The organism is Novosphingobium sp. SG720, assembly GCF_012275365.1.
GTDB classification, from domain to species: Bacteria; Pseudomonadota; Alphaproteobacteria; order Sphingomonadales; family Sphingomonadaceae; genus Novosphingobium; species Novosphingobium rhizosphaerae.
On sequence record NZ_JAAZQN010000003.1, the window covers coordinates 472,866 to 491,820 of the forward strand.

Below are 18,955 nucleotides of genomic sequence, written 5' to 3' on the forward strand. Positions count from 1 at the left end.
GCATAGCAATAATACGCCAGCCGGGCCTGTGGGAGAGAACCGATGTTGAACGATCCGCGCGAAGTGATTCGCCAATCGCCCATGGGGCTGCGGCAGTGGATTGCCGTCACCTTGATGATCGCGCTCAATGCGCTCGACGGGTTCGATGTGCTGTCGAGCGCCTTTGCCGCGCCCGGCATTTCCAAGGAATGGGGCATCGGCCGCGACGCGCTGGGCGTGGTGCTGTCGATGGAACTGATCGGCATGGGCTTTGGCTCGATCGTGCTGGGCGGCGCGGCAGACCGGTTTGGCCGGCGACCCACGGTGCTGGGTTGCCTGGTGGTGATGGCGCTGGGCATGGGCCTGGCGACCACGGCGAGCAGTCCGGTCACGCTGGGCTTGTGGCGCCTGCTCACCGGCCTTGGCATCGGTGGCATGCTCGCGGCGATCAACGCGGTGACGGCCGAGATTTGCAGCACCAAGGGCCGCAGCCTGGCGATGTCGCTGATGGTGATCGGCTATCCCATCGGTGCCACGGTGGGCGGCACGATTGCCGCCCTCCTGCTCAAGAGCGGCGATTGGCGCGTGGTGTTCGAATTTGGCGCGATCGCCACGGTGGTGTTCATCCCGCTGGTCTGGTTCCTGGTGCCTGAAACGCCGGCGTGGTTCCTGGTCAGCCGCCCGGCCGATGCCCTGGCGCGGGTCAACCGCTCGCTGGGCGCACTGCGCCTGCCTGCCGTGCATGCGTTGCCTCCGGTGGAAACCGGCGCGGCCAAGTCCAGCCTGTTCGACATTTTCCGGCCGGGCCTGGTCGGCACCACGCTGCTGCTCACGCTGGGCTATTCGCTCCACTGCATCACGTTCTATTACATCCTGAAGTGGAGCCCCAAGATCGTGGCCGATTTCGGCTATACGCAGCCGCAGGCAGCCAGCGTGCTGGTGTGGGCCAATATCGGCGGGGCGATCGGCGGTGGACTGTTCGGGTTCCTGATGCACCGGTTCGGCATCAAGTGGCCGACGATCGCCATGCTGCTGGCCGGCACCGTGGCGGTTTCGCTGTTCGGCCTGGGGGCAGACAGCCTGGTCGGCTGGCGCGTGGCGGTGTTCTGCACCGGGTTTACCACCAATGCCGCGATCGTCGGGTTCTATTCCGCGTTTGCCCAGGGCTTTCCGGCCAAGGTGCGCGCCACGGGCACCGGCTTTGCCATCGGCGCGGGGCGGATCGGCGCGGCCGGCTCACCCATCCTGGCCGGCGAACTGTTCCATGCCGCGCAATTGCCGCTGCTGACCGTGTCGATCATCATGGGGCTGGGCTCGCTTGGCGCGGCGGCCACGCTGCTGGCGCTGCGCCTGCGCGAGGCGCACTGACCGGTCGCAACTGGGGTCAGGCGAGGATGCTTACGTCAGCAAGCCGGGCCCCAGCAGCGTCAGAATCTTGACGTCGATCGCCATGCCTTCCGCCCGGCGGGCGGCGACATAGCCGGCAATATCGTCCAGCGGCGCGTGGTGCACGGTGATGCCTTCGCCTTCCACCCCGCCGCCGGCCGAAACCCGCGTCAGGCCATGGGCACGGAACAGGGTAAAGCTTTCCGAAACCATGCCGGGGCTGGACCAGAATTCGCCCAGCGCTTCCATGCGGGTGGCGCGATAGCCGGTTTCTTCTTCCAGTTCGCGTGATGCAGCAAGGCTCGCGTCTTCGTCCTGGCTGCTATCGTCATCGCCGATCAGGCCGGCGGGCAATTCCAGGCAGGGGCGGCCCAGCGGCACGCGGAACTGCTCCACCAGGATCACGTCGCGGGCTTCGGTCATCGCCAGGATTACCGCCGCGCGAATGTTGCGCGCGCGGCTGACATATTCCCAGCGGCCGCGCGTTTTGGCGGCAATGAAGCGGCCTTCCCAAGGCGTTTCCTCGGGATTGTCGCGGAATTCGTCTTCAAGGCTCATAGCAGGATCGGTCCGTCGGGCAGTTCGTTGCGGTCATCCGCCAGGGCCGGGGCGGCTTGGGCGAGCACGGCGCCGATGCGCTCGATCGCCGCGACCATTCCATCGCCCAGGCGCCCCTCGCGCAAGGGCGCCAGCAGGGCCGCCATGGCATCGCCCCACACTTCCGGGCTGACATGGTCGGCAATCGCGCGGTCGGCGATGATCTCGGCCTTGCGCTCGGCCAGCGAGACATAGAGCACCACGCCGGTGCGCCCGGTGGTGCGGCTTTCCGCGCCCAGGCGAAAGGCAGTGAGGGCACGGGCGTGGACGCGGGCGCGCTTGATGGGCGCCGGGGTGAGCCACAGGCGCAGGCGATGCCACTTCAGGATCGCGAGGCTGGCGGCGAACTTGACCACCGCCACGGTGAGGGCGAGGCCGAAATAGGCACGCGCGCTCCATTCCGTGGCCCACAGGCCCAGCACGCGATCGACCAGCGCCACGTAAAACGCAGGGGTGGCTTCCAGCGCGGCGAGGGCCAGGAACGCGATGAACACCGACCAGGCCAGCGCCACGTCGGTGTAAGGGTCGGACTGCGCGGATACGACGGTAACGATCTCGCCCGCCGTGTCGCGCTCGGCCTGGGCCACGGCGGCCGCGATGCGGGCACTGTCATCCTGGGTCAACAGCATGTCACCAATCCCCCGAAGCGCCACCGCCGCCAAAACTGCCACCGCCGCCGGAGAAGCCGCCGCCACCACCGCCGCCCCAGTCCGATCCGCCGCCAAAGCCGGAACCGCCACCGCCGCCGCCCCATCCGCCGCTCGGGAAGATGAACACGCCGGGACCGCCGCCGCCATAGCGGCGCCCGCCGCCCCGCATGGCGCGCAGGAACGGCAGGACGAAGAAGAGGCCGAAGATCACCAGGAATACCACGGTGCCCGCGTCGAAGTGCGGCTCGTTGGCCTTCTTCTGCGCCTTGGCCGCCTGCGCCGCCACCTGGCGCGCCTGATCCTCGGGCAGCTTGAGCTGGGCGATCAGCTGGTCGGTGGCCGCGTTGATGCCACCGGCGTAATCGCCCGCCTTGAAGCGCGGCACGATTTCACGCTGGATGATCACTTCCGAAAGCGCGTCGGTCAGGATGCCTTCCAGGCCATAGCCCACCTCGATCCGCACTTTGCGCTGGTTGGGCGCGACCAGCAGGATCGCGCCATCGTTGCGCTGCTTGTCGCCCAGGCCCCAGGCGCGGCCCAGGCGATAGCCGTAGTCCTCGATCTCCTGTCCTTGCAGGTCGGGCACGGTCGCCACCACCAGCTGGCGCTGCGACTGCTGCTCCAGCGCGGCCAGCTTGGTATCGAGGGCTTGCACCTGCTGGGGCGACAGCAGGTGCGCATCGTCCACCACGCGGCCGGTCAGCTGCGGAAACGTCTGCGCCCAGGCTGGCGTGGCGAAGATCGCCAGCACCAGCAGGGCAAGGGCGGCCCAGCGCTGTACGAAGTGCCGTTTCACCGGCTTAATTGAAATTGACCTTGGGCGCTTCGTCGGCCCCGGGCGTCGTGGCCTGGAACGGCACCATCGGCTTGGCACCATAGATCACCTTGGCGCCGATCACCGCCGGGAACGTGCGGATCGTGGTGTTGTAGGATTGCACCGCGTCGTTGTAATCGCGGCGGGCCACGGCGATGCGGTTTTCGGTGCCCTCAAGCTGGCTTTGCAGGGCCAGGAAATTCTCGTTGGACTTGAGATCGGGATAGGCCTCGACATTGGCCATCAGCCGGCCCAGCCCCTGCGACAGCTCGCCCTGCGCCTTCTGATAGGCGGCAACCTTGTCGGGGTCGGAAAGGTCGGCCGCCGTGATCTGGACCGAAGTGGCCTTGGCGCGGGCCTCGGTCACTTTCACCAGGGTGTCCTGTTCCTGGCGGGCATAGCCCTTTACGGTGGCCACCAGGTTAGGCACCAGATCGGCACGCCGCTGGTACTGGTTCTGCACATTGGCCCACTTGGCCTTCGCATTTTCCTCGGCCGTGGGAATCGAGTTGACCCCGCAGCCGGCAAGGCTTGCCGCTGCCACGGCAGCAAGGGCGAAGCGGGGCAGAAAACGATTGAAGAGGCGGGACATGGATCGATCCTCGTTGCAGATGCGCTGATGACATAGCGCTGCGACGTTGCGGATCAAGGGCAGCGCAACGTCGTTGGTCGAACTGTAAAGCAATTACCTTGGCGCTTGCCGCCCGGCAGGGGTGGTGGCAATCATCCGCGACGACCTGGTTAAGAAGGGGAAATGGGCCGTGGCCATTCTCGACGAATTCAAGACTTTTATCGCCCGTGGCAACGTGCTCGATCTGGCGGTCGGTGTCATCATCGGCGGCGCCTTTGGCAAGATCGTGACCTCGCTGACCGAAAGCATGATCATGCCGGTGGTGGGTTTCGTGACCGGCGGCGTGGATTTCACGCGCTATTTCGTGCGCCTGGGGCCGATCCCGGCAACGTTCAAGGGCGATCCCGACAACTATGCCCAGCTCAAGGCTGCGGGCGTGCCGATGATCGGCTATGGCGATTTCATCACCCAGGCGGTCAATTTCCTGATCGTGGCCTTCATCATCTTCCTGATCGTGAAGCTCGCCAATTCGCTGATCCGCAAGCACGAGGAAAAGCCCGCTGCGCCCGAAGCGCCCAAGGGACCGAGCGAAGTGGACCTGCTGATCGAGATCAGGGACGCGCTCAAGGCCAAGGGGTGAAGCACGGTTGGGCGCGGGCTCGGGGCCGGTTCGGGACAGGCCCTTCGACAGGCTCAGGGCGAACGCGGGTTGGGTTTTCCATTCCGAATTGCCCCGGCCTGAGCGTGTCGAAGCCGGTTTCCTCGCGCCCTCTTCCCATTGCGGAAGGAATCCCTATATGGGGCTCTGCCGGGTTTGACCCGGCTATGGCGATAAACTGCGGCGTACAATAGGCGCAGCGGACCCGGGGGCGGTACCCGGCGGCTCCACCACCTCTCTCGCGCATGCGGGGCAGATGACGGGGCCGAACTAGGATCGACGTGTGTTGAAAAGCGCTGTTTTCGCCCGGGCTGAGTAACCCGTTAAAGGCTCAAAACCAACAAGTGCCAACGACAACGAAGCACTTGCTCTCGCCGCGTAACCTGACGGCCTAACGGCCTGATCTTACAAAGCGAAAGCGCGGCTGGACACGCCGGTCAACAGAAGTGATACCAGCGGCCCGGGGGGTGCCGGGCAACAGAAATCCCCCCACCTTCCTTCATTTTCGCCCGCTTTGGCCCGGCCCAGTTCTGCCTGGCCCAGATCAGCCAGGCCCAGATCAGCCAGGCCCAGATCAGCCAGACCCAGATCAGCCAGGCATCGTCTCGGCCGAGCATTCGGCTGCGGCCTCGGTTTCCTGGCGCCGCGCCGCGCCGATTGCCTGCGCACGCTTGCGCCAGCCGGGGCGGCTATAGGCGATCGCGCTCATCGCCACGGCGGCCAGCGAACCCACCGGGAAAGCCAGCCACAGTGCATCGGCGCCGATCGAGGGATAGGCCAGGTGGTAGAACCCCAGCCGCGCCGGGAACATCGCGATGGCCAGGACGACCAGCGGCGCCATGACCACGCCGCCCGCGCGCATGGTGCCGAACAGCATGATTGTCATCCCGAACAGGATATAGCTCCAGCTGGCGAGCAGCTGGATGTGGCGTGCCATGTCCACCGCCGGGCTGGTCGAGCCCAGGAAAAGCACCAGCACCGGCCGGTCGAAGGCAAGCAGCAGCGCGGTCATCGTGCCGGTGACCGCGAAATTGAGAATGAGGCCTGCGCGCGTGATCCGGCCCAGCCGATCGACCAGGCCGGCCCCGATCGATTGGGCCGCCATGGCGCTGAGCGCAGCGGAAATGGCCATCGCCGGCATCTGCAGGTAGGTCCACACCTGGAGCGAGGCGCCATAGGCCGCACTGGTGACCGAACCTTCGCGGTTGACCAGGCCCAGCATGATGATCCCGGCGCCCGACACGATCAGCATCTGCGCGCCCATCGGCAGGCCCTTGGTGACGATATAGCGCAGCTCGTCCATGCGGGGCAGCAGATAGCCCAGTTCCGCCCCGCGCAGCCGCAGCGGCAGGTTGCGGGCATAGGCATAGAGCACCAGGACCACCATCGAGACATAGGACGAAATGGCCGTGGCGAGTGCCGAGCCGGCAATGCCCATGGCCGGGATCGGCCCCAGCCCGGCGATGAACACCGGGTTGAGCCCGCAATCGAGCACCACCGAGACGATCATGAAATAGAGGCTGGTCTTAGCATCGCCCGCGCCGCGCAGGCCCATCGAGATCATCACCGAAATCATCGTGGCCGGCAGCGCCACGAAGATCACCCGCAGATAGGCGAGCGCGAAGGCAAAAATGTCTGCCGGGGTGGACATGATGCGCAGCAATGCCGGCGCGCCGAGCCAGCCGGCTGTGGCCACGATGATCGCCAGGCCCACGCAAAAGCCCACTGCCGTGCCGAACGTGCGCCGTGCCGCATCGACATTGCCGGCGCCGAACGACTGCCCGACTTTCACGGTGGCGGCCATGCCGAAGCCGAACACGGCGGCAAAGACCAGGAACATCACGACGTTGGCATTGGCCGTGGCGGCCAGCGCCGAATCGCCCAGCAGGCGGCCGACCCAGATGGCGTTGATCGAGCCGTTGAGCGACTGGAGGATATTGCCCACCAGCGTGGGCATCGAAAACAGCATGAGCGTTTTCAGAATCGGGCCACGCGTAAGATCGCGCGCCCCGGGCCCGCCAGGAGCGGTGTTGCCTTGCGGACCTGCCATGGTGTTCAATCCTTGTTGCGCAAGGCGGCCAGGGCCGCAAAAGGCCCGCTGGCGTCATCGCCGGCGAGGTTGTGTTCGGCGCGCGCCTTGTCGGCCAGCGGCCCTTCGGCAAAGGGGTCGATCGCCAGCGCCAGGCTTTGCGCCACCGCCTCGCCCAGGTCGAAGGTCAGACCGCTGTAGGGAATCTCGTCGCACTCGTCGGCGGTGATCTCGATTTCCTCTTCCGCGGACACTTCGATCTGGCTTTCCGGCACGAAGCGCAAGTGTAGCGCCTCGTTGATGCGGACCGGGAAATCCTCGCCTGAAATGGCGCAGGCCTGCTGGATGGCCGCGGTCAACCGGCCATCGGCGCGCACCACCGGTCCATCGGCAGTCAGCTTGACCTCTGCCCGCATCGTCTCGATCGCCGAAATGGCAAAGCGCGCGGCCAGGCGGCGGCGCTCGTCGGCATCGGGTTCGAGCACCACCGGCGCGTCACCGATCTGGCGCAGATCGATCCAGCGGGTGAATTCGTGGGTGTCGCTCATCGTCCAATCTCCGCGGCCAGAACCCTGTCGGCCGGCACCAGCGCGAGCCCGGCGGCAAAGGCGCGGGCGCGGCGGGCCAGGGGCAGGGGATCTGTACCGTCCTGCAATGTCATGTTGCGGGCAAGCGCGGCGGCAAGGGCCTGCTCGCCTGCGTCCAGGCCGTCGCGATAGGCGCCCAGGCGGCCGCCCAGCGTGCCCATCAACTTGCCGATATGCTTGCCCACCATCAGATCGCCCACGCCGCTTTCGCGCAGCTGGCCATCCATGTCTTCCACAAACAGTTCGGTCAACCATACCGATGGCTGGACCAGCCCGGGATCGCGCTCCATCCGCAAGAGCACGATGGAAAGCACCAGGGTGATCATGTCGAACCGGCCGGCGACGCTGTCGGCCACGCCGCATGCCGCATACCATTCCTTTTCGCGCGCGATTTCCACCACGCGGTGCCACAGCGGGCGGGCGGCATCGCGATCATCGCGGGTCTGGCCCAGAAGGCGGGCGAGCAGGGACATGGTGCGTGGCATCCTTTGGTTCGTTGGCAGCGTCAGGCGCGGCCAATTTGCGCAGCCCGGCGCAAACCGGCACGCCGCCATTGCGGACAACCCGTTTCGCCCCTAAGGCTTGCGCGGATATAGGGCGCTGCAGCGCGAAGGCAAAGTGGGCCTTTGTGCGTTGTGCCGGCGGGGGTTCCCGGCCAGGTGGTGCCGGGTGTTCCCGCAGTGGGTCGTATTTGGAGTGATGGAATGCGCGAGAATCGGATGGCCCTGAAAAGCGCTGCGCTGGCAGGTCTTGTCGTGCTGGTCAGCGGCTGTGCCAGCATCCGCGACCATCGTGGGTTCCAGATGGACAAGGCGCTGACCGATTCGGTGCAGCCGGGCGTGGACAACCGCAATTCGGTGGAACGCGCGCTGGGCCAGGCCACGTTCAAGAGCCAGTTCGGCCCGCAAAGCTGGTATTACGTTTCGGTCGACACCCGGCAACGCCCGTTCAAGCGCCCGCGCACCACCAGCGAGCAGGTGCTGAAAGTGAACTTTGACACCGCCGGCAATGTCAGCACTGTCGATCGCGTGAATCTCACCCGCGTGCCCACGATCCACCCCGTGCGCGAAGCGACGCCTACGCTGGGCCGCCATCGCAGCTTCTTCCAGGATCTGTTCGGCAACATCGGCGCTGTCGGCGCCATGCCCACGGGCACCGGTGGCACCGGCCAGGGCCGTGGCCCGACCGGCTCGGGCCCGAACGGCAGCTGATCGGCGGGGGCGTTCGGTCTGGGCCGTTCGGGCTGTGGCTTGAACGGCCGGCCGGCGATCCCATATCGCCGGGATGGACGATAGCAAGGCGAGCCACGGCCTGGTCCAGTGGCACGGCACCACGATCATCGGGGTGAAGAAGAACGGCCGTACCGTGATCGCGGGTGACGGCCAGGTTTCCATGGGCAACACGGTGATGAAGCCCAATGCCCGCAAGGTGCGGCGCATTGGCGACGGATCGGTGATCGCCGGCTTTGCCGGGGCGACGGCCGATGCCTTTACCCTGTTCGAGCGGCTGGAGCGCAAGCTGGAGCAGCATCGCGGCCAGTTGATGCGCGCCGCGGTGGAACTGGCCAAGGACTGGCGCACCGACAAATACCTGCGCAACCTGGAAGCGTTGATGATCGTGGCCGACGCCAGCACCCTGCTGGTGCTGACCGGCAACGGCGACGTGCTGGAGCCCGAAGGCGGCATCACCGCGATCGGTTCGGGCGGCAACTATGCCCTGGCGGCCGCGCGCGCGGTGGATGCCTATGAAGATGATCCCGAAAAGATTGCCCGCCGCGCCATGCAGGTGGCGGCGGAAATCTGCGTGTTCACCAACGACCGCGTGACGGTTGAGGAAATCTGATGCTCGACAGTCTTACCCCCAAGGCCATTGTCCGCGCGCTGGACGAACACATCGTGGGCCAGGCCGATGCCAAGCGCGCGGTGGCCGTGGCGCTGCGCAACCGCTGGCGCCGGCAGCGCCTCTCGCCCGATCTGCGCGACGAGGTTTCGCCCAAGAACATCCTGATGATCGGGCCGACCGGCTGCGGCAAGACCGAGATCAGCCGCCGCCTGGCGCGGCTGGCCGATGCGCCGTTCGTGAAAGTGGAAGCGACCAAGTTCACTGAAGTGGGCTATGTCGGGCGCGATGTGGAACAGATTGCCCGCGACCTGGCCGAAGAAGCGATCCGCCTGGAAAAGGACCGCCGCCGCGAAGCCGTGCGCGATGCCGCCAGCAAGGCCGCGATGGACCGCCTGCTGAAAGCCCTGGTGGGCGACGGCGCCAGCGAAGCGACGCGCGAAAGCTTTCGCCAGCGGTTGAGCGAAGGCGCGATGAACGACGTGGAAGTGGAAATCGAGGTGGAGGACGCGCCTGCCGCCCCGATGGAAATCCCCGGCCTTGGCGGCAATGTCGGCATGATCAACCTGTCGGACATGATGGGCAAGGCGTTCGGGCGCAACCAGCTCAAGCGGCGCAAGATGCGCGTGGCCGATGCCTGGGACAAGCTGGTGGACGAAGAGTCCGAAAAGCGCATGGACCAGGATGACGTGGCCCGCGTGGCGCTGCAGAACGCGGAAACCAACGGCATCGTGTTCATCGACGAGATCGACAAGATCGCGGTGTCCGATGTGCGCGGCGGTTCTGTCAGCCGCGAAGGCGTGCAGCGCGATCTGCTGCCGCTGATCGAGGGCACGACGGTTGCCACCAAGTATGGCCCGATGAAGACCGACCACGTGCTGTTCATCGCCTCGGGCGCGTTCCACGTGGCCAAGCCATCGGACATGCTGCCCGAATTGCAGGGCCGCCTGCCGATCCGGGTGGAGCTGAAGGCGCTGACCGAGGATGATTTCGTGCGCATCCTGGCTGAAACGCGCGCCAACCTGGTGGAACAGTACCGCGCGCTGCTCGGCACCGAGCAGGTCACCCTGGATTTCACGCCCGAGGCCGTGCGCGCGATTGCCCGCACTGCCGCGCAAGTGAACGAAAGCGTGGAGAACATCGGCGCCCGGCGGCTGCAGACCGTGATGGAAAAGCTGCTGGAGGAAGTGAGCTTTGACGCGGAAGACCGCGTCGGCACCACCGTGACGGTGGACGAGGCCTATGTGGCAGACCGGCTGGCCGGCCTGGCCGGCAACGCCGACCTGTCGAAGTACATCCTGTGACCAGATCGCAGCGCCGGCCCTCAGTGGGCCGGCGCTGCTGTCGTTTGCACCAGCGGGTCGGGGCCGCCGAACGCGCGCAGCGGGCGGCGCAGGGCTAGCAGCAGGACCCCGGCCACCGCCGGAATCGCGGCCGTCACCATCCAGAACAGCGGCGGGCTGACGCGCGTGTACCAGCCGCCCATCGGCCCGCTGATCAGGCTGGCCACCGCCACCGACATCATGTCTATCCCGATCAGCGTACCGCGCCAGCGCTCTGGCGCGCGCGAGGCGAACGTTGCGTGCATGACCGGGGTGAAGAACATCGCCCCCAGGTTGGACAGCAGATGGAACGCCACCGGCAGCCAGATCGTGCCCCGCGTGTTGGTCGGCACCAGCGCCAGCAACAGGGTGGACCCGGCGAAGATCAGGCAGCCCGTGGCAAGCTTGCCCAGGCTGTCGGATTCGGCCTGGCGCGAAGCCTGCCAGCGCCACAGCAGGATCAGCAAGGGCGCCTCGAACGCGGGGGCAAGCCCGTCAAGCGATTGCAGCCAGGGGATCGGCACGGCAAAGCCGCCCACGACCATGTCGATATGGTCGCGCACCCACAGGCTGTAGACATTCCAGACTTGTGCCTGGGCGGTCCAGAACGCCACGCTGAACGGCCAGACCAGGGCCAGCAGCCACATATTGCGCTTTTCCGCCGCAGTCAGCTGCCGGGCCGGGCCGGCCTGGAGCGGCGGCACTTGCGCGGGCAGGTGCCGCGAGCCGGCCAGATACCACACCAGGCCGGCCAGCATGCCCACGCCCGCCACGGCAAACCCGGCGTGCCAGCCATAATACTTGGCCATCGTGCCGCTAGCGATCGGTGCGATGAAGGCGCCCACGTTGATCGCGAAAGTATAGACCTGGAACGCATCGCCCAGGCGGCGATCCCCGGCGGCATAGAGCGCGCGAATCTGCGGCATCAGGTTGCCGCGCAACAGCCCGGCGCCGATCACCAGCAGGACCAGCGCCATGAGGAACGTGGCATCGAACGCCATGGCGAAATGGCCCGCCGTCATCGTCAGCGCGCCCAGGCTCACCGCCGCGCGCCGGGGCATGACCCTGTCGCCGATCCATCCGCCCACCAGCGGCAGGAACGTGATTGCCGCGAAATAGAGCGCGAACGTCTGCGTGGCGAGTTGCGTCACGTTCATCGGGCCGAACACGTGCTCCAGCCCGGCGCGATAGCCGGCAAAGCCGATGACGTGCTCCACCCGGCCGGGCAGCAGCAATTCGCCCGTCATGTAAAGCACCAGCATGGCCACCATGCCGTGCCAGGAAATGCGATCCCACAGTTCGGTGCCGGCCAGCACCCACAGCCCCCTTGGATGGTCGAGCAACGCGCGCTTTTCGGGGATCGGGGCGGCAATTGCGTCGGGGCTGGCGATCGGTTCCATGCGCGCATCTGGTGCCGCCAAATGCCGGGGCTGGCAAGCGCACGCCGGCGTGATACACCGCAGGCCATGCATGAAACGCCCGACAATCGCCCGATCTATCGCCTGCTCACCGGCAAGGACGACCGCGCCTTTTGCGAGCGCGTGTCCGAAGCCCTGGCCCAGGGCTGGCGGCTCTATGGCTCACCCTCGATCACGTATGATGGCGGCATGGACTGCATCAAGGTGGCGCAGGCCGTGGTCTGGCACGAGGCCGATGTGGTGAAGTAAGTGTGCGCTGGGCTGCCAGGCCCGGAGCCCCGCGCAACCCTGAACTTGGCGCGCGTTACTCTGCCGCCTGGCCCAGTTCCTCGCCCTCGGCCGCCTGGCGCGCCCACATTTCGGCATAAAGGCCGGCGCGGCGCAGCAGGTCGGTGTGGCCGCCTTGTTCCACCAGGCGGCCCTGGTCGATCACCAGGATCGTGTCGCTGTCGGCAATGGTGGAAAGCCGGTGCGCAATCGACAGCGTGGTGCGGCCCCCCGCCACATCGCGCAAGGTGCCCAGGATGTCCTGCTCGGTGCGGGTGTCGAGCGCGCTGGTCGCCTCGTCGAACAGCAGGATCGGCGGGTTCTTCACCAGCGTGCGGGCAATCGCCACGCGCTGCTTTTCCCCGCCCGACAGTTTCAGGCCGCGCTCGCCCACTTCGGTGTCGAGCCCATGGGGCAGACGCGCAATGAAATCGGCAATCGCCGCCCCGCGCGCGGCCGCCGCCACGTCGTCTGCGGTGGCGCCTTCGCGGCCATAGGCGATGTTGTAGCCGATGGTGTCATTGAACAGCACCGAATCCTGGGGCACGATGCCGATCGCGGCGCGCAGGCTTGCCTGGGTGACCCCGGCAATGTCCTGCCCGTCGATCAGGATACGGCCCGAACGCGGATCGTAGAACCGGAACAGCAGGCGCGCGATGGTGGACTTGCCCGCGCCCGACGGCCCGACGATGGCCACGCGGCTGCCGGCCGGTACTTCGAACGACAGGCCATGCAGGATCGTGCGGTCGGGATCATAACCGAACACCACGTTGTCGAACGTGACCGAAGGGCGGCGCACCACCAGCGCCGGCGCGCCGGGCTTGTCGGCCACTTCCACCTGGGTGTCGATCAGGCGGAACATCTCGGCCATGTCGATCAGCCCCTGGCGGATCGTGCGATAGACCATGCCGAGCATGTCGAGCGGGCGGAACAACTGGGTGAGATAAGTCTGCACGAAGACCAGTTGCCCGGCGGTGTAGCGGCCATGCCACCAGCCCCACACGGTATAGGCGAGGGCGCCGGCCATCAGCAGGCTGATCACCATGGCCTGGGCAATATTGAGCAGGCCCAGGCTGTTTTCGCTGGTGATCGCCGCTTCGGCATAAGCGCGCGCGGCCTGGCCATAGCGCGCTTCCTCGCGCCGCTCTGCCCCGAAATACTTCACCGTTTCATAGTTGAGCAGCGAATCCACCGCGCGCGACAGGGCCTGCCCGTCCAGCCGGTTCATCCGCTCGCGCAAGTGGGTGCGCCATTCGGTGATCGTGCGCGTCACCCAGATATAGGCGGCCACTGCCACGGCCGTCGCGGCCACCAGCCCCCAGCCAAAGGTGATCCAGAAAATCACCGCCACCACGATCAGTTGCAGGATGGTGGGGGCGATGTTGAACAGCATGAAATAGAGCATCGTGTCGATGCTCTTGGTCCCGCGCTCGATCGTCTTGGTCACTTCGCCGGTGCGCCGCGCCAGGTGAAAGCGCAAGGACAGGCGGTGAAGCTGGGCAAAGACATGCTCGGCCAAGGCGCGCGTGGCATCCTGGCCCACCCGCTCGAACACGATGTTGCGCAAGTTGTCGAATGCCACCCAGGCAAAGCGGCCGAACGAATAGGCCAGCACCGTCCACATTGCCAACATGCCAAGCCGTGGCCCGGTCACGTTCATGGCATCGACCGCCCACTTGAGCAGATAGGGCAGGGTCAGCTGCACCCCGGTGGATGCCAGAATGAACAGGCAGGCCACCACGATGCGCCAGCGCAGGCCCGGATTGTCCACCGGCCAGAGATAGGGCAGGAAGCGCTTGAGCGTGTGCCAGCCATCATGACGGGCGCCAGGTGCATTCGGGTTTTTTTGGGCGTTCTCGGGCGGCATGGCCTTCACATAGGCATTTTGCCGGCCGTTGCCACCCGGGATCTGACCGCCACGCTCTATCGCCTGGCCACGTTAACGCGCGGCGAGCGCCGGCGGTGGTGCCGGGGTGAAATCGAACATCACCTTGCGCCGGGCAAAATCGATGGCGACTTTCTGGAACGCGCTCAAATCACGCATGCCCAGCAGCAGCGCAGGGCGGCGGTTGAGCCGCAGGTGGGCAAAGGCCGGGGCATCGGCAAAGGCGAACGTCAGGTTGTTGATATCCATACCGCCGATGCGCATGGTGCGGGCATGGCCCACGTCGGCGGCGATGCTTTGCCCGGTCACCGCGACGAGGCGGGCCTGCTGCACCACCCCCTGCCGCGATAGCGCGCGTTGTAGCGCGCGGTTGCCGATGGAGACGTCCGATCCGGTGTCGATCATCACATCGGTGCGCACGCCATCGACCGTCGCTTCGGTCATGATCAGCTGGCCCGAGCGGCGGCGGGCGGTGACCACGATGTCATAGCTGTCTGCCTGGGGTACATCGGGCGCGGCATTGCCGATCATCAGGCGGTTGGCGGCAAAATCGATCGTGATGCGCTGGTCTTGCAAGCCATCGAGACCCACGATCCCCTCAGCCTCCAGATCCGCGCCGTCGACCAGCGGCGCTTCCAGTCCGGCAAAGCGGCGCGTGCCGAGCGAAATTTCCGCAACCTTCACCAGGTCGACGTCTTCCAGTCCCGCCACGCTCACCAACCGGGCGCGGCCGCTGGGCTCCAGGCCCAGCACTTGCGCGGTCTGCCGTGTCAGCACGGTGCGCTCCGCCCCGGTATCGACCAGGAAGGCAAACGGCCCCGCGCTGCCGATCGTCACCGGCACGGTAAGCCGGGCACGGGCATCGTGGCTCAACCGGATTTCTTCCATCGGGGGCTGGATATCGGGCATCAGTGCCGCAGGCGCGGGGGCAGTTGGCGCGGTTTGCGCCGACACCGGCAGGGCCGCCGCCGCAAGGGCCAGCAGGCCAAGCGTGCCGGCAACCTTGGGGGCCAGCATCGTCATGGTTCTTGTTCCTCTCCGCCACGCAGGTTACGCCTGCTTGAACGGCAGCGCCATGGCTTATTTCAATGCTGCATTGCGAATTTTTCGCCCGTTTTCAGCCCGAAACGGTCTGTTTGCGCCAGGGCAGGGCGGCCATGATCTCGCCCAGCAGGCCCAGCACTTCGCCCAGCAGCGGATGGCGGGTGATGCGCATCACCAAAAGCCAGCAAAGGATGCCGGCGGCCACCATGCTGGCCGCCTGGCCCAGGCTGCACGCCGCCGGCCCCGCCCACAGCGCATAGCTGGCCAGCAGTGGCGCCACGGCGGCCAGCGTGGCAGCCAGGCTTTGGGCATAGATGCGCAGCAGGTCGCGCCAGGCAAAATCGAGCATGGCGCGCATGAACGGCGCATAGATCGCCATCCACAACAGCCCATGGACAAAGCGCGAGATCGCGACGGCCACCAGGCCAAAGGGCGCGGCGGCCATAATCATGCCCACCGACAGCACCGTTTCGGCCACATTGCGATGGATCAGGCCGCGCTTGCGGCCGAGCAGCAACGGCAGATCGGCATTGAGCGGCAAGGAGATATAGCACAACTGCGCCAACGCCACCCACAGTAGCAGCGGGGCGGCCGCCACCCAGCGCGGGCCATAGAGCGCGAGGATCAGCGGCTGCGCCAGCGTGGCAATGCCCGCCATCGCCGGCCAGGTCACGCCGGTATAGGCTGCCACCACGCGCAGGTAGGGCGGCCCCAGCGGATCGCCCTGGTCGCGCACGCGGCGGAACGCGGGATAGAACACCCCGGTAACGGCGCCGGCCACCAGCATGCGCAATTGCAGGGCCAGGCCAGACGCCCGGGCAAACAGGCCCACGGCGGTGTTGTCGATCAAGCGGCCGATGACCAGTTCGGGCGCGCGGGCGGTGATCGAATAGCAGGTGGAGAGCACCGAATTGGTGCCGCCCAGTTCCAGCACCGGCCGTGCGCCTTTCAGCCGCAGTGGCCAGGGCACCATCAATCCCGCGCGCCACTGGCTCACCACCAGGCGCGCACCCTGCTGGGCAAAGGCGCCCCAGGCCAGCGCCAGCGCGCCATGGCCCAGCACTGCCAGCATGACGGCCGCCGCTGCGTTGGCGATGGAGGAGCCCACCTCGATCATGGTGTTGGACTTGTAGTCCATGCGCCGCTGGCACGTGGCCTGCGGCACGATCGACAGCGGTACCAGCAGATACGACGATGCCACCACCAGCAAGACCGGCAACAGCGCCGGATCGCCATAGAACCGTGCGACCGGTACCGCGCAGGCCAGTGCCAGCAGGGCAATGCCCCAGGCAAAGATCACGGAAATGGTGAACGCGGTCTGGAGCTTTTCGGGCGTCAGGTCGCGCTCGCCGTTGACATAGCGCGCCACGCCGAAATCCTGGAGGAACGCGACGATCGTGACCGCAGCGAAGGCGATCGAAAACAGCCCCAATTGCGCCGGGGTGATGAACCAGCGTGCCAGCACCACGCTGGTCGCGAACTGGATCGCGAAAGACGCATATTGCGATACCAGCGCCCAGGCGGCGGCCGTGCGCACGGACATTTCCGGTGGCGGGCTGCCGGTGGCCGGATGCGGGCGGCGGGAGGTTGTCGTGCTCATGCCGCGTGCCGCAGCAGCGTGGCCGCCGCCTGCGCCGCGCGCAACGGTCGCCCGGCCCGCAGCATGCGCAGCGCGGCCCGCCACAGGCGCGGCTGCGCACCCACGTCGGCAATATGGCCGGCCAGCACGGGCCATGCTTCGCCCGCCAGGCGATCGGGCGCATAGATCAGCCGGTCGATCATGCGCTGGCGCACATAGGCCGCGCTGCCCGCGCCGAACACCGCATCGAGCGCGTCGATTTCGGGCAGGGTGGCCAGGCTTGCGGTGGGATCCTGCCCGGTTTGCTGGCGCGCGCGGTGGGCCAGCCAGGCAATCGCGGCGTTGCGCGCCTGGGTTACCACATGGCGCGTGCTGACCTGGCCGGGCGTGATGCGATAGGCTAGCAGGCATTCGGGCAGATTGGCCATGCGTGTGCGGCCGGCCAGGCGCAGCCACAAGTCATAATCCTCGGCATGAAGATAGACCGCGCGGTAGCCGCCTGCGTCACGCACCAGGTCGGTGCGCACCATGACGGCGCTGTGGCACAGGATCGGCCCATGCTCGAGTTCGGCCAGGATCGCGCCGTGATCGTGCGGGCGATGGACCGGCGGGTTGGACGCCGGGGCGCCGTCGGCGTCGATGAACGTGGTTTCGCTTGCCACCAGGCCATGGTCCGGGTTGGCGGCCAGAAAGGCGGTCTGGCGCTCCAGGCGGTGCGGCAGGCAGATGTCGTCGGCATCGAACCGGGCCACCAGCGGCGCGCGTGCTTGCGCAAACAACTGGTTCAGGCTTGGCACCAGGCCCTGCCGCGGCATGGCGATCAAGCGGATGCGCGGATCGCGCGCGGCATAGTCTTGCGCGATGGCACGGCTTTGGTCGGTCGATCCATCATCCAGGATCAGGAATTCGAAATCGCCGAACGTCTGGGCCAGCACGCTTTCGATCGCCGCGGCCAGGGTGGTGGCGGCGTTGTGCATGCTGGTGGCCACTGTCACGGCCGGAATGGCGCCCGATATGGTCACTGCTCGGTTTCCAGGAAGCTGGGGGCGGGCGTGCCGCTGGTGCCGCCGCGGCGATGGGCACGGCGCCGCCAGCGCAGCATCGGGGCGGCAAGGCCGGGCAGCCAGTGCCACAGCGCCATGGCGATCTGCCACACCGGGCCGTCCATCTGGCTGCCGATGCGGCGCAAGTCGGCCAGGCCCGATCGCGCCTGCCCGGCCACGATGCGGTCGATCGCCTCTTCGAAGGCCAGCGCATCGCGCGTCTCGTTCATCAATTGCTCGATCCGGGGAATCTCCGGCGCGGCAGGGGGCAACGTGGCGCGGGCCTTGGTCTGGACTTTCAGGCTGCCGCGCAGCAGGCGCATGGCCTGGGCCGAGGCCGAGCCGGCGCGCACGCGATATTCGCACAGCACTTCGTCCAGATAATGCGCTTGCCCGCCCAACCCCATGAGCCGCACCCACAGGTCGAGATCCTCGGCATGGGTCATTGTCTCGTCAAAGCCGCCCACGGCCAGGCAATCGGCGCGGCGAAAGGTCGATCCGATATAGACGTTGAAGGAGCGGTCCAGCACATCGATCCAGGTGCCGCGCGCCGGCTGGGGCCGTTCCACACAATGGCGTTCGGCTGCCACTGCGCCAAACATGCGGGCGTTGCACGTCACCAGGCGCAGGTCCGCCTGCTGTTCGAGCAGCGGCACGGTGGCGGCCAGATAGCCGGGACGAAACAGGTCATCCCCATCGAGCAGGGCAATCAGCGGCGCCTGGCTCGCGGCGATGGCGGCGTTGCGTGCCGCCGAAACACCCCGGTTCGGCGTTTGCAGCAGGCGAATGCGCGGATCGGCCAGAAAGGGCGCTACGGCCTTGGCCACGGCGGGATCACCATCGTCCACCACCACGGCTTCCCATGGCTCCAGCGTCTGGCGTTGCAGGGACGTGAGCGCGTCGCCCAGGAAAGCCGCCACGCCAAAGCCCGGCACGATCACGCTGACGCGCGCGGGCGTGCCATCGGGCAAAGTGGGGCAGGGGTAAGGTGGGGCGGCCATTGACTGCGATCTAGTCCGTGCGGGTTTAAGGATTGGCTTACAATGCCGCAAAGAATCAGGAGAATCACGGATTGCGCCCGACCAGTGCTGTCCGCCTTGCCACAGCGCGCCGAGGTTGTCTGTGGCCATGGCAGAAAGTCCCAGCATTTCCGGGCCTTTTCCCGGGATCTGCAACAAAAATGCAAAATGGTGTTGACGCCTGCGGTGGCCCTCCATATATGCCGCTTCACCGATGCGGTGCAGCCGGTTTTCCGGCGGCTTGGTTGTTTCCAGGTGCTGCGGTGTT

At 66.8% G+C, this 18,955-nt stretch carries 20 protein-coding genes and 1 other RNA gene; 8 read left to right on the forward strand and 13 right to left on the reverse strand.

Features of this window, described 5'->3' with window-relative positions:
• Positions 1–42 precede the first annotated feature (42 nt).
• Entirely contained in the window at positions 43–1,347 is a 1,305-nt protein-coding gene (locus FHW94_RS14460) for an MFS transporter (RefSeq protein ID WP_168556515.1), read from the forward strand.
• Between the two features lie 30 nt (positions 1,348–1,377).
• Here the strand turns inward: FHW94_RS14460 and FHW94_RS14465 are convergent, their stop codons facing one another.
• The 4 genes from FHW94_RS14465 to FHW94_RS14480 are packed head-to-tail and all read right to left on the reverse strand — an operon-like array spanning position 1,378 to position 4,018.
• Complete coding sequence (locus FHW94_RS14465; RefSeq protein ID WP_168556516.1) at positions 1,378–1,923, reverse strand: NUDIX hydrolase; 546 nt, start codon at positions 1,921–1,923, stop codon at positions 1,378–1,380.
• The gene (locus FHW94_RS14470; protein ID WP_168556517.1) at positions 1,920–2,591 is read right to left on the reverse strand and encodes a hypothetical protein; all 672 of its coding nucleotides are present in this window, start codon (positions 2,589–2,591) and stop codon (positions 1,920–1,922) included. Before FHW94_RS14470 ends, FHW94_RS14465 begins: the two co-directional genes overlap by 4 nt.
• Position 2,592: 1 nt before the next feature.
• Entirely contained in the window at positions 2,593–3,369 is a 777-nt protein-coding gene (locus FHW94_RS14475) for a TPM domain-containing protein (protein ID WP_246866159.1), read from the reverse strand.
• A gap of 43 nt (positions 3,370–3,412) precedes the next feature.
• Complete coding sequence (locus FHW94_RS14480) at positions 3,413–4,018, reverse strand: LemA family protein (RefSeq protein ID WP_168556519.1); 606 nt, start codon at positions 4,016–4,018, stop codon at positions 3,413–3,415.
• Between the two features lie 169 nt (positions 4,019–4,187).
• Between FHW94_RS14480 and mscL the strand changes: the two genes are divergently transcribed.
• A complete protein-coding gene (gene mscL, locus FHW94_RS14485; RefSeq protein WP_168556584.1) occupies positions 4,188–4,637 on the forward strand; it encodes a large conductance mechanosensitive channel protein MscL in 450 nt (149 codons plus the stop codon).
• Positions 4,638–4,765: 128 nt separating this feature from the next.
• Positions 4,766–5,149, forward strand: a transfer-messenger RNA (tmRNA) gene (gene ssrA, locus FHW94_RS14490).
• Between the two features lie 95 nt (positions 5,150–5,244).
• Here ssrA and FHW94_RS14495 read toward each other — a convergent pair.
• From FHW94_RS14495 to FHW94_RS14505, 3 genes are read right to left on the reverse strand one after another with little or no spacing between them, the layout of a single operon-like run.
• A complete protein-coding gene (locus FHW94_RS14495; protein WP_168556520.1) occupies positions 5,245–6,705 on the reverse strand; it encodes an MATE family efflux transporter in 1,461 nt (486 codons plus the stop codon).
• A gap of 5 nt (positions 6,706–6,710) precedes the next feature.
• A complete protein-coding gene (locus FHW94_RS14500) occupies positions 6,711–7,232 on the reverse strand; it encodes a YceD family protein (protein WP_168556521.1) in 522 nt (173 codons plus the stop codon).
• Complete coding sequence (locus FHW94_RS14505; protein WP_168556522.1) at positions 7,229–7,744, reverse strand: ubiquinol-cytochrome C chaperone family protein; 516 nt, start codon at positions 7,742–7,744, stop codon at positions 7,229–7,231. Before FHW94_RS14505 ends, FHW94_RS14500 begins: the two co-directional genes overlap by 4 nt.
• Positions 7,745–7,975: 231 nt before the next feature.
• Between FHW94_RS14505 and bamE the strand changes: the two genes are divergently transcribed.
• The 3 genes from bamE (at position 7,976) to hslU (ending at position 10,414) form a co-directional block, all read left to right on the forward strand.
• Positions 7,976–8,482, forward strand: coding sequence for an outer membrane protein assembly factor BamE (bamE, locus tag FHW94_RS14510; RefSeq protein ID WP_168556523.1), 507 nt, complete (start codon positions 7,976–7,978; stop codon positions 8,480–8,482).
• A gap of 73 nt (positions 8,483–8,555) precedes the next feature.
• On the forward strand, positions 8,556–9,113 hold the full coding sequence (gene hslV / locus FHW94_RS14515; protein WP_168556524.1) for an ATP-dependent protease subunit HslV: 558 nt from the start codon (positions 8,556–8,558) through the stop codon (positions 9,111–9,113).
• A complete protein-coding gene (gene hslU / locus FHW94_RS14520) occupies positions 9,113–10,414 on the forward strand; it encodes an ATP-dependent protease ATPase subunit HslU (RefSeq protein WP_168556525.1) in 1,302 nt (433 codons plus the stop codon). The genes hslV and hslU overlap by 1 nt, the downstream gene beginning before the upstream one ends.
• Before the next feature lie 20 nt (positions 10,415–10,434).
• Here hslU and FHW94_RS14525 read toward each other — a convergent pair whose 3' ends face one another.
• Complete coding sequence (locus tag FHW94_RS14525; protein WP_168556526.1) at positions 10,435–11,832, reverse strand: MFS transporter; 1,398 nt, start codon at positions 11,830–11,832, stop codon at positions 10,435–10,437.
• Positions 11,833–11,898: 66 nt separating this feature from the next.
• Here FHW94_RS14525 and FHW94_RS14530 point away from each other — a divergent pair, with 66 nt between their 5' ends.
• Positions 11,899–12,099 (forward strand): DUF1737 domain-containing protein, encoded by a 201-nt coding sequence (locus FHW94_RS14530; protein WP_168556527.1) that lies wholly within the window; start codon positions 11,899–11,901, stop codon positions 12,097–12,099.
• Positions 12,100–12,154: 55 nt separating this feature from the next.
• Here FHW94_RS14530 and FHW94_RS14535 read toward each other — a convergent pair whose 3' ends face one another.
• From FHW94_RS14535 to FHW94_RS14555, 5 genes are all read right to left on the reverse strand, one after another.
• Positions 12,155–13,984, reverse strand: coding sequence for an ABC transporter ATP-binding protein/permease (locus FHW94_RS14535; protein WP_168556528.1), 1,830 nt, complete (start codon positions 13,982–13,984; stop codon positions 12,155–12,157).
• A 72-nt stretch (positions 13,985–14,056) separates the two neighbouring features.
• Entirely contained in the window at positions 14,057–15,025 is a 969-nt protein-coding gene (locus FHW94_RS14540) for an aspartyl protease family protein (RefSeq protein ID WP_168556529.1), read from the reverse strand.
• Between the two features lie 94 nt (positions 15,026–15,119).
• The gene (locus FHW94_RS14545; RefSeq protein WP_168556530.1) at positions 15,120–16,646 is read right to left on the reverse strand and encodes an oligosaccharide flippase family protein; all 1,527 of its coding nucleotides are present in this window, start codon (positions 16,644–16,646) and stop codon (positions 15,120–15,122) included.
• Positions 16,643–17,647, reverse strand: a complete 1,005-nt coding sequence (locus FHW94_RS14550; RefSeq protein ID WP_349237523.1) for a glycosyltransferase — start codon at positions 17,645–17,647, stop codon at positions 16,643–16,645. Before FHW94_RS14550 ends, FHW94_RS14545 begins: the two co-directional genes overlap by 4 nt.
• Complete coding sequence (locus tag FHW94_RS14555; protein WP_168556531.1) at positions 17,644–18,669, reverse strand: glycosyltransferase family A protein; 1,026 nt, start codon at positions 18,667–18,669, stop codon at positions 17,644–17,646. The genes FHW94_RS14550 and FHW94_RS14555 overlap by 4 nt, the downstream gene beginning before the upstream one ends.
• A 42-nt stretch (positions 18,670–18,711) precedes the next feature.
• Here FHW94_RS14555 and FHW94_RS23060 point away from each other — a divergent pair.
• Positions 18,712–18,955, forward strand: a 244-nt coding sequence (locus FHW94_RS23060) for a hypothetical protein (RefSeq protein ID WP_210425668.1), incomplete at its 3' end; no start/stop codon positions are given.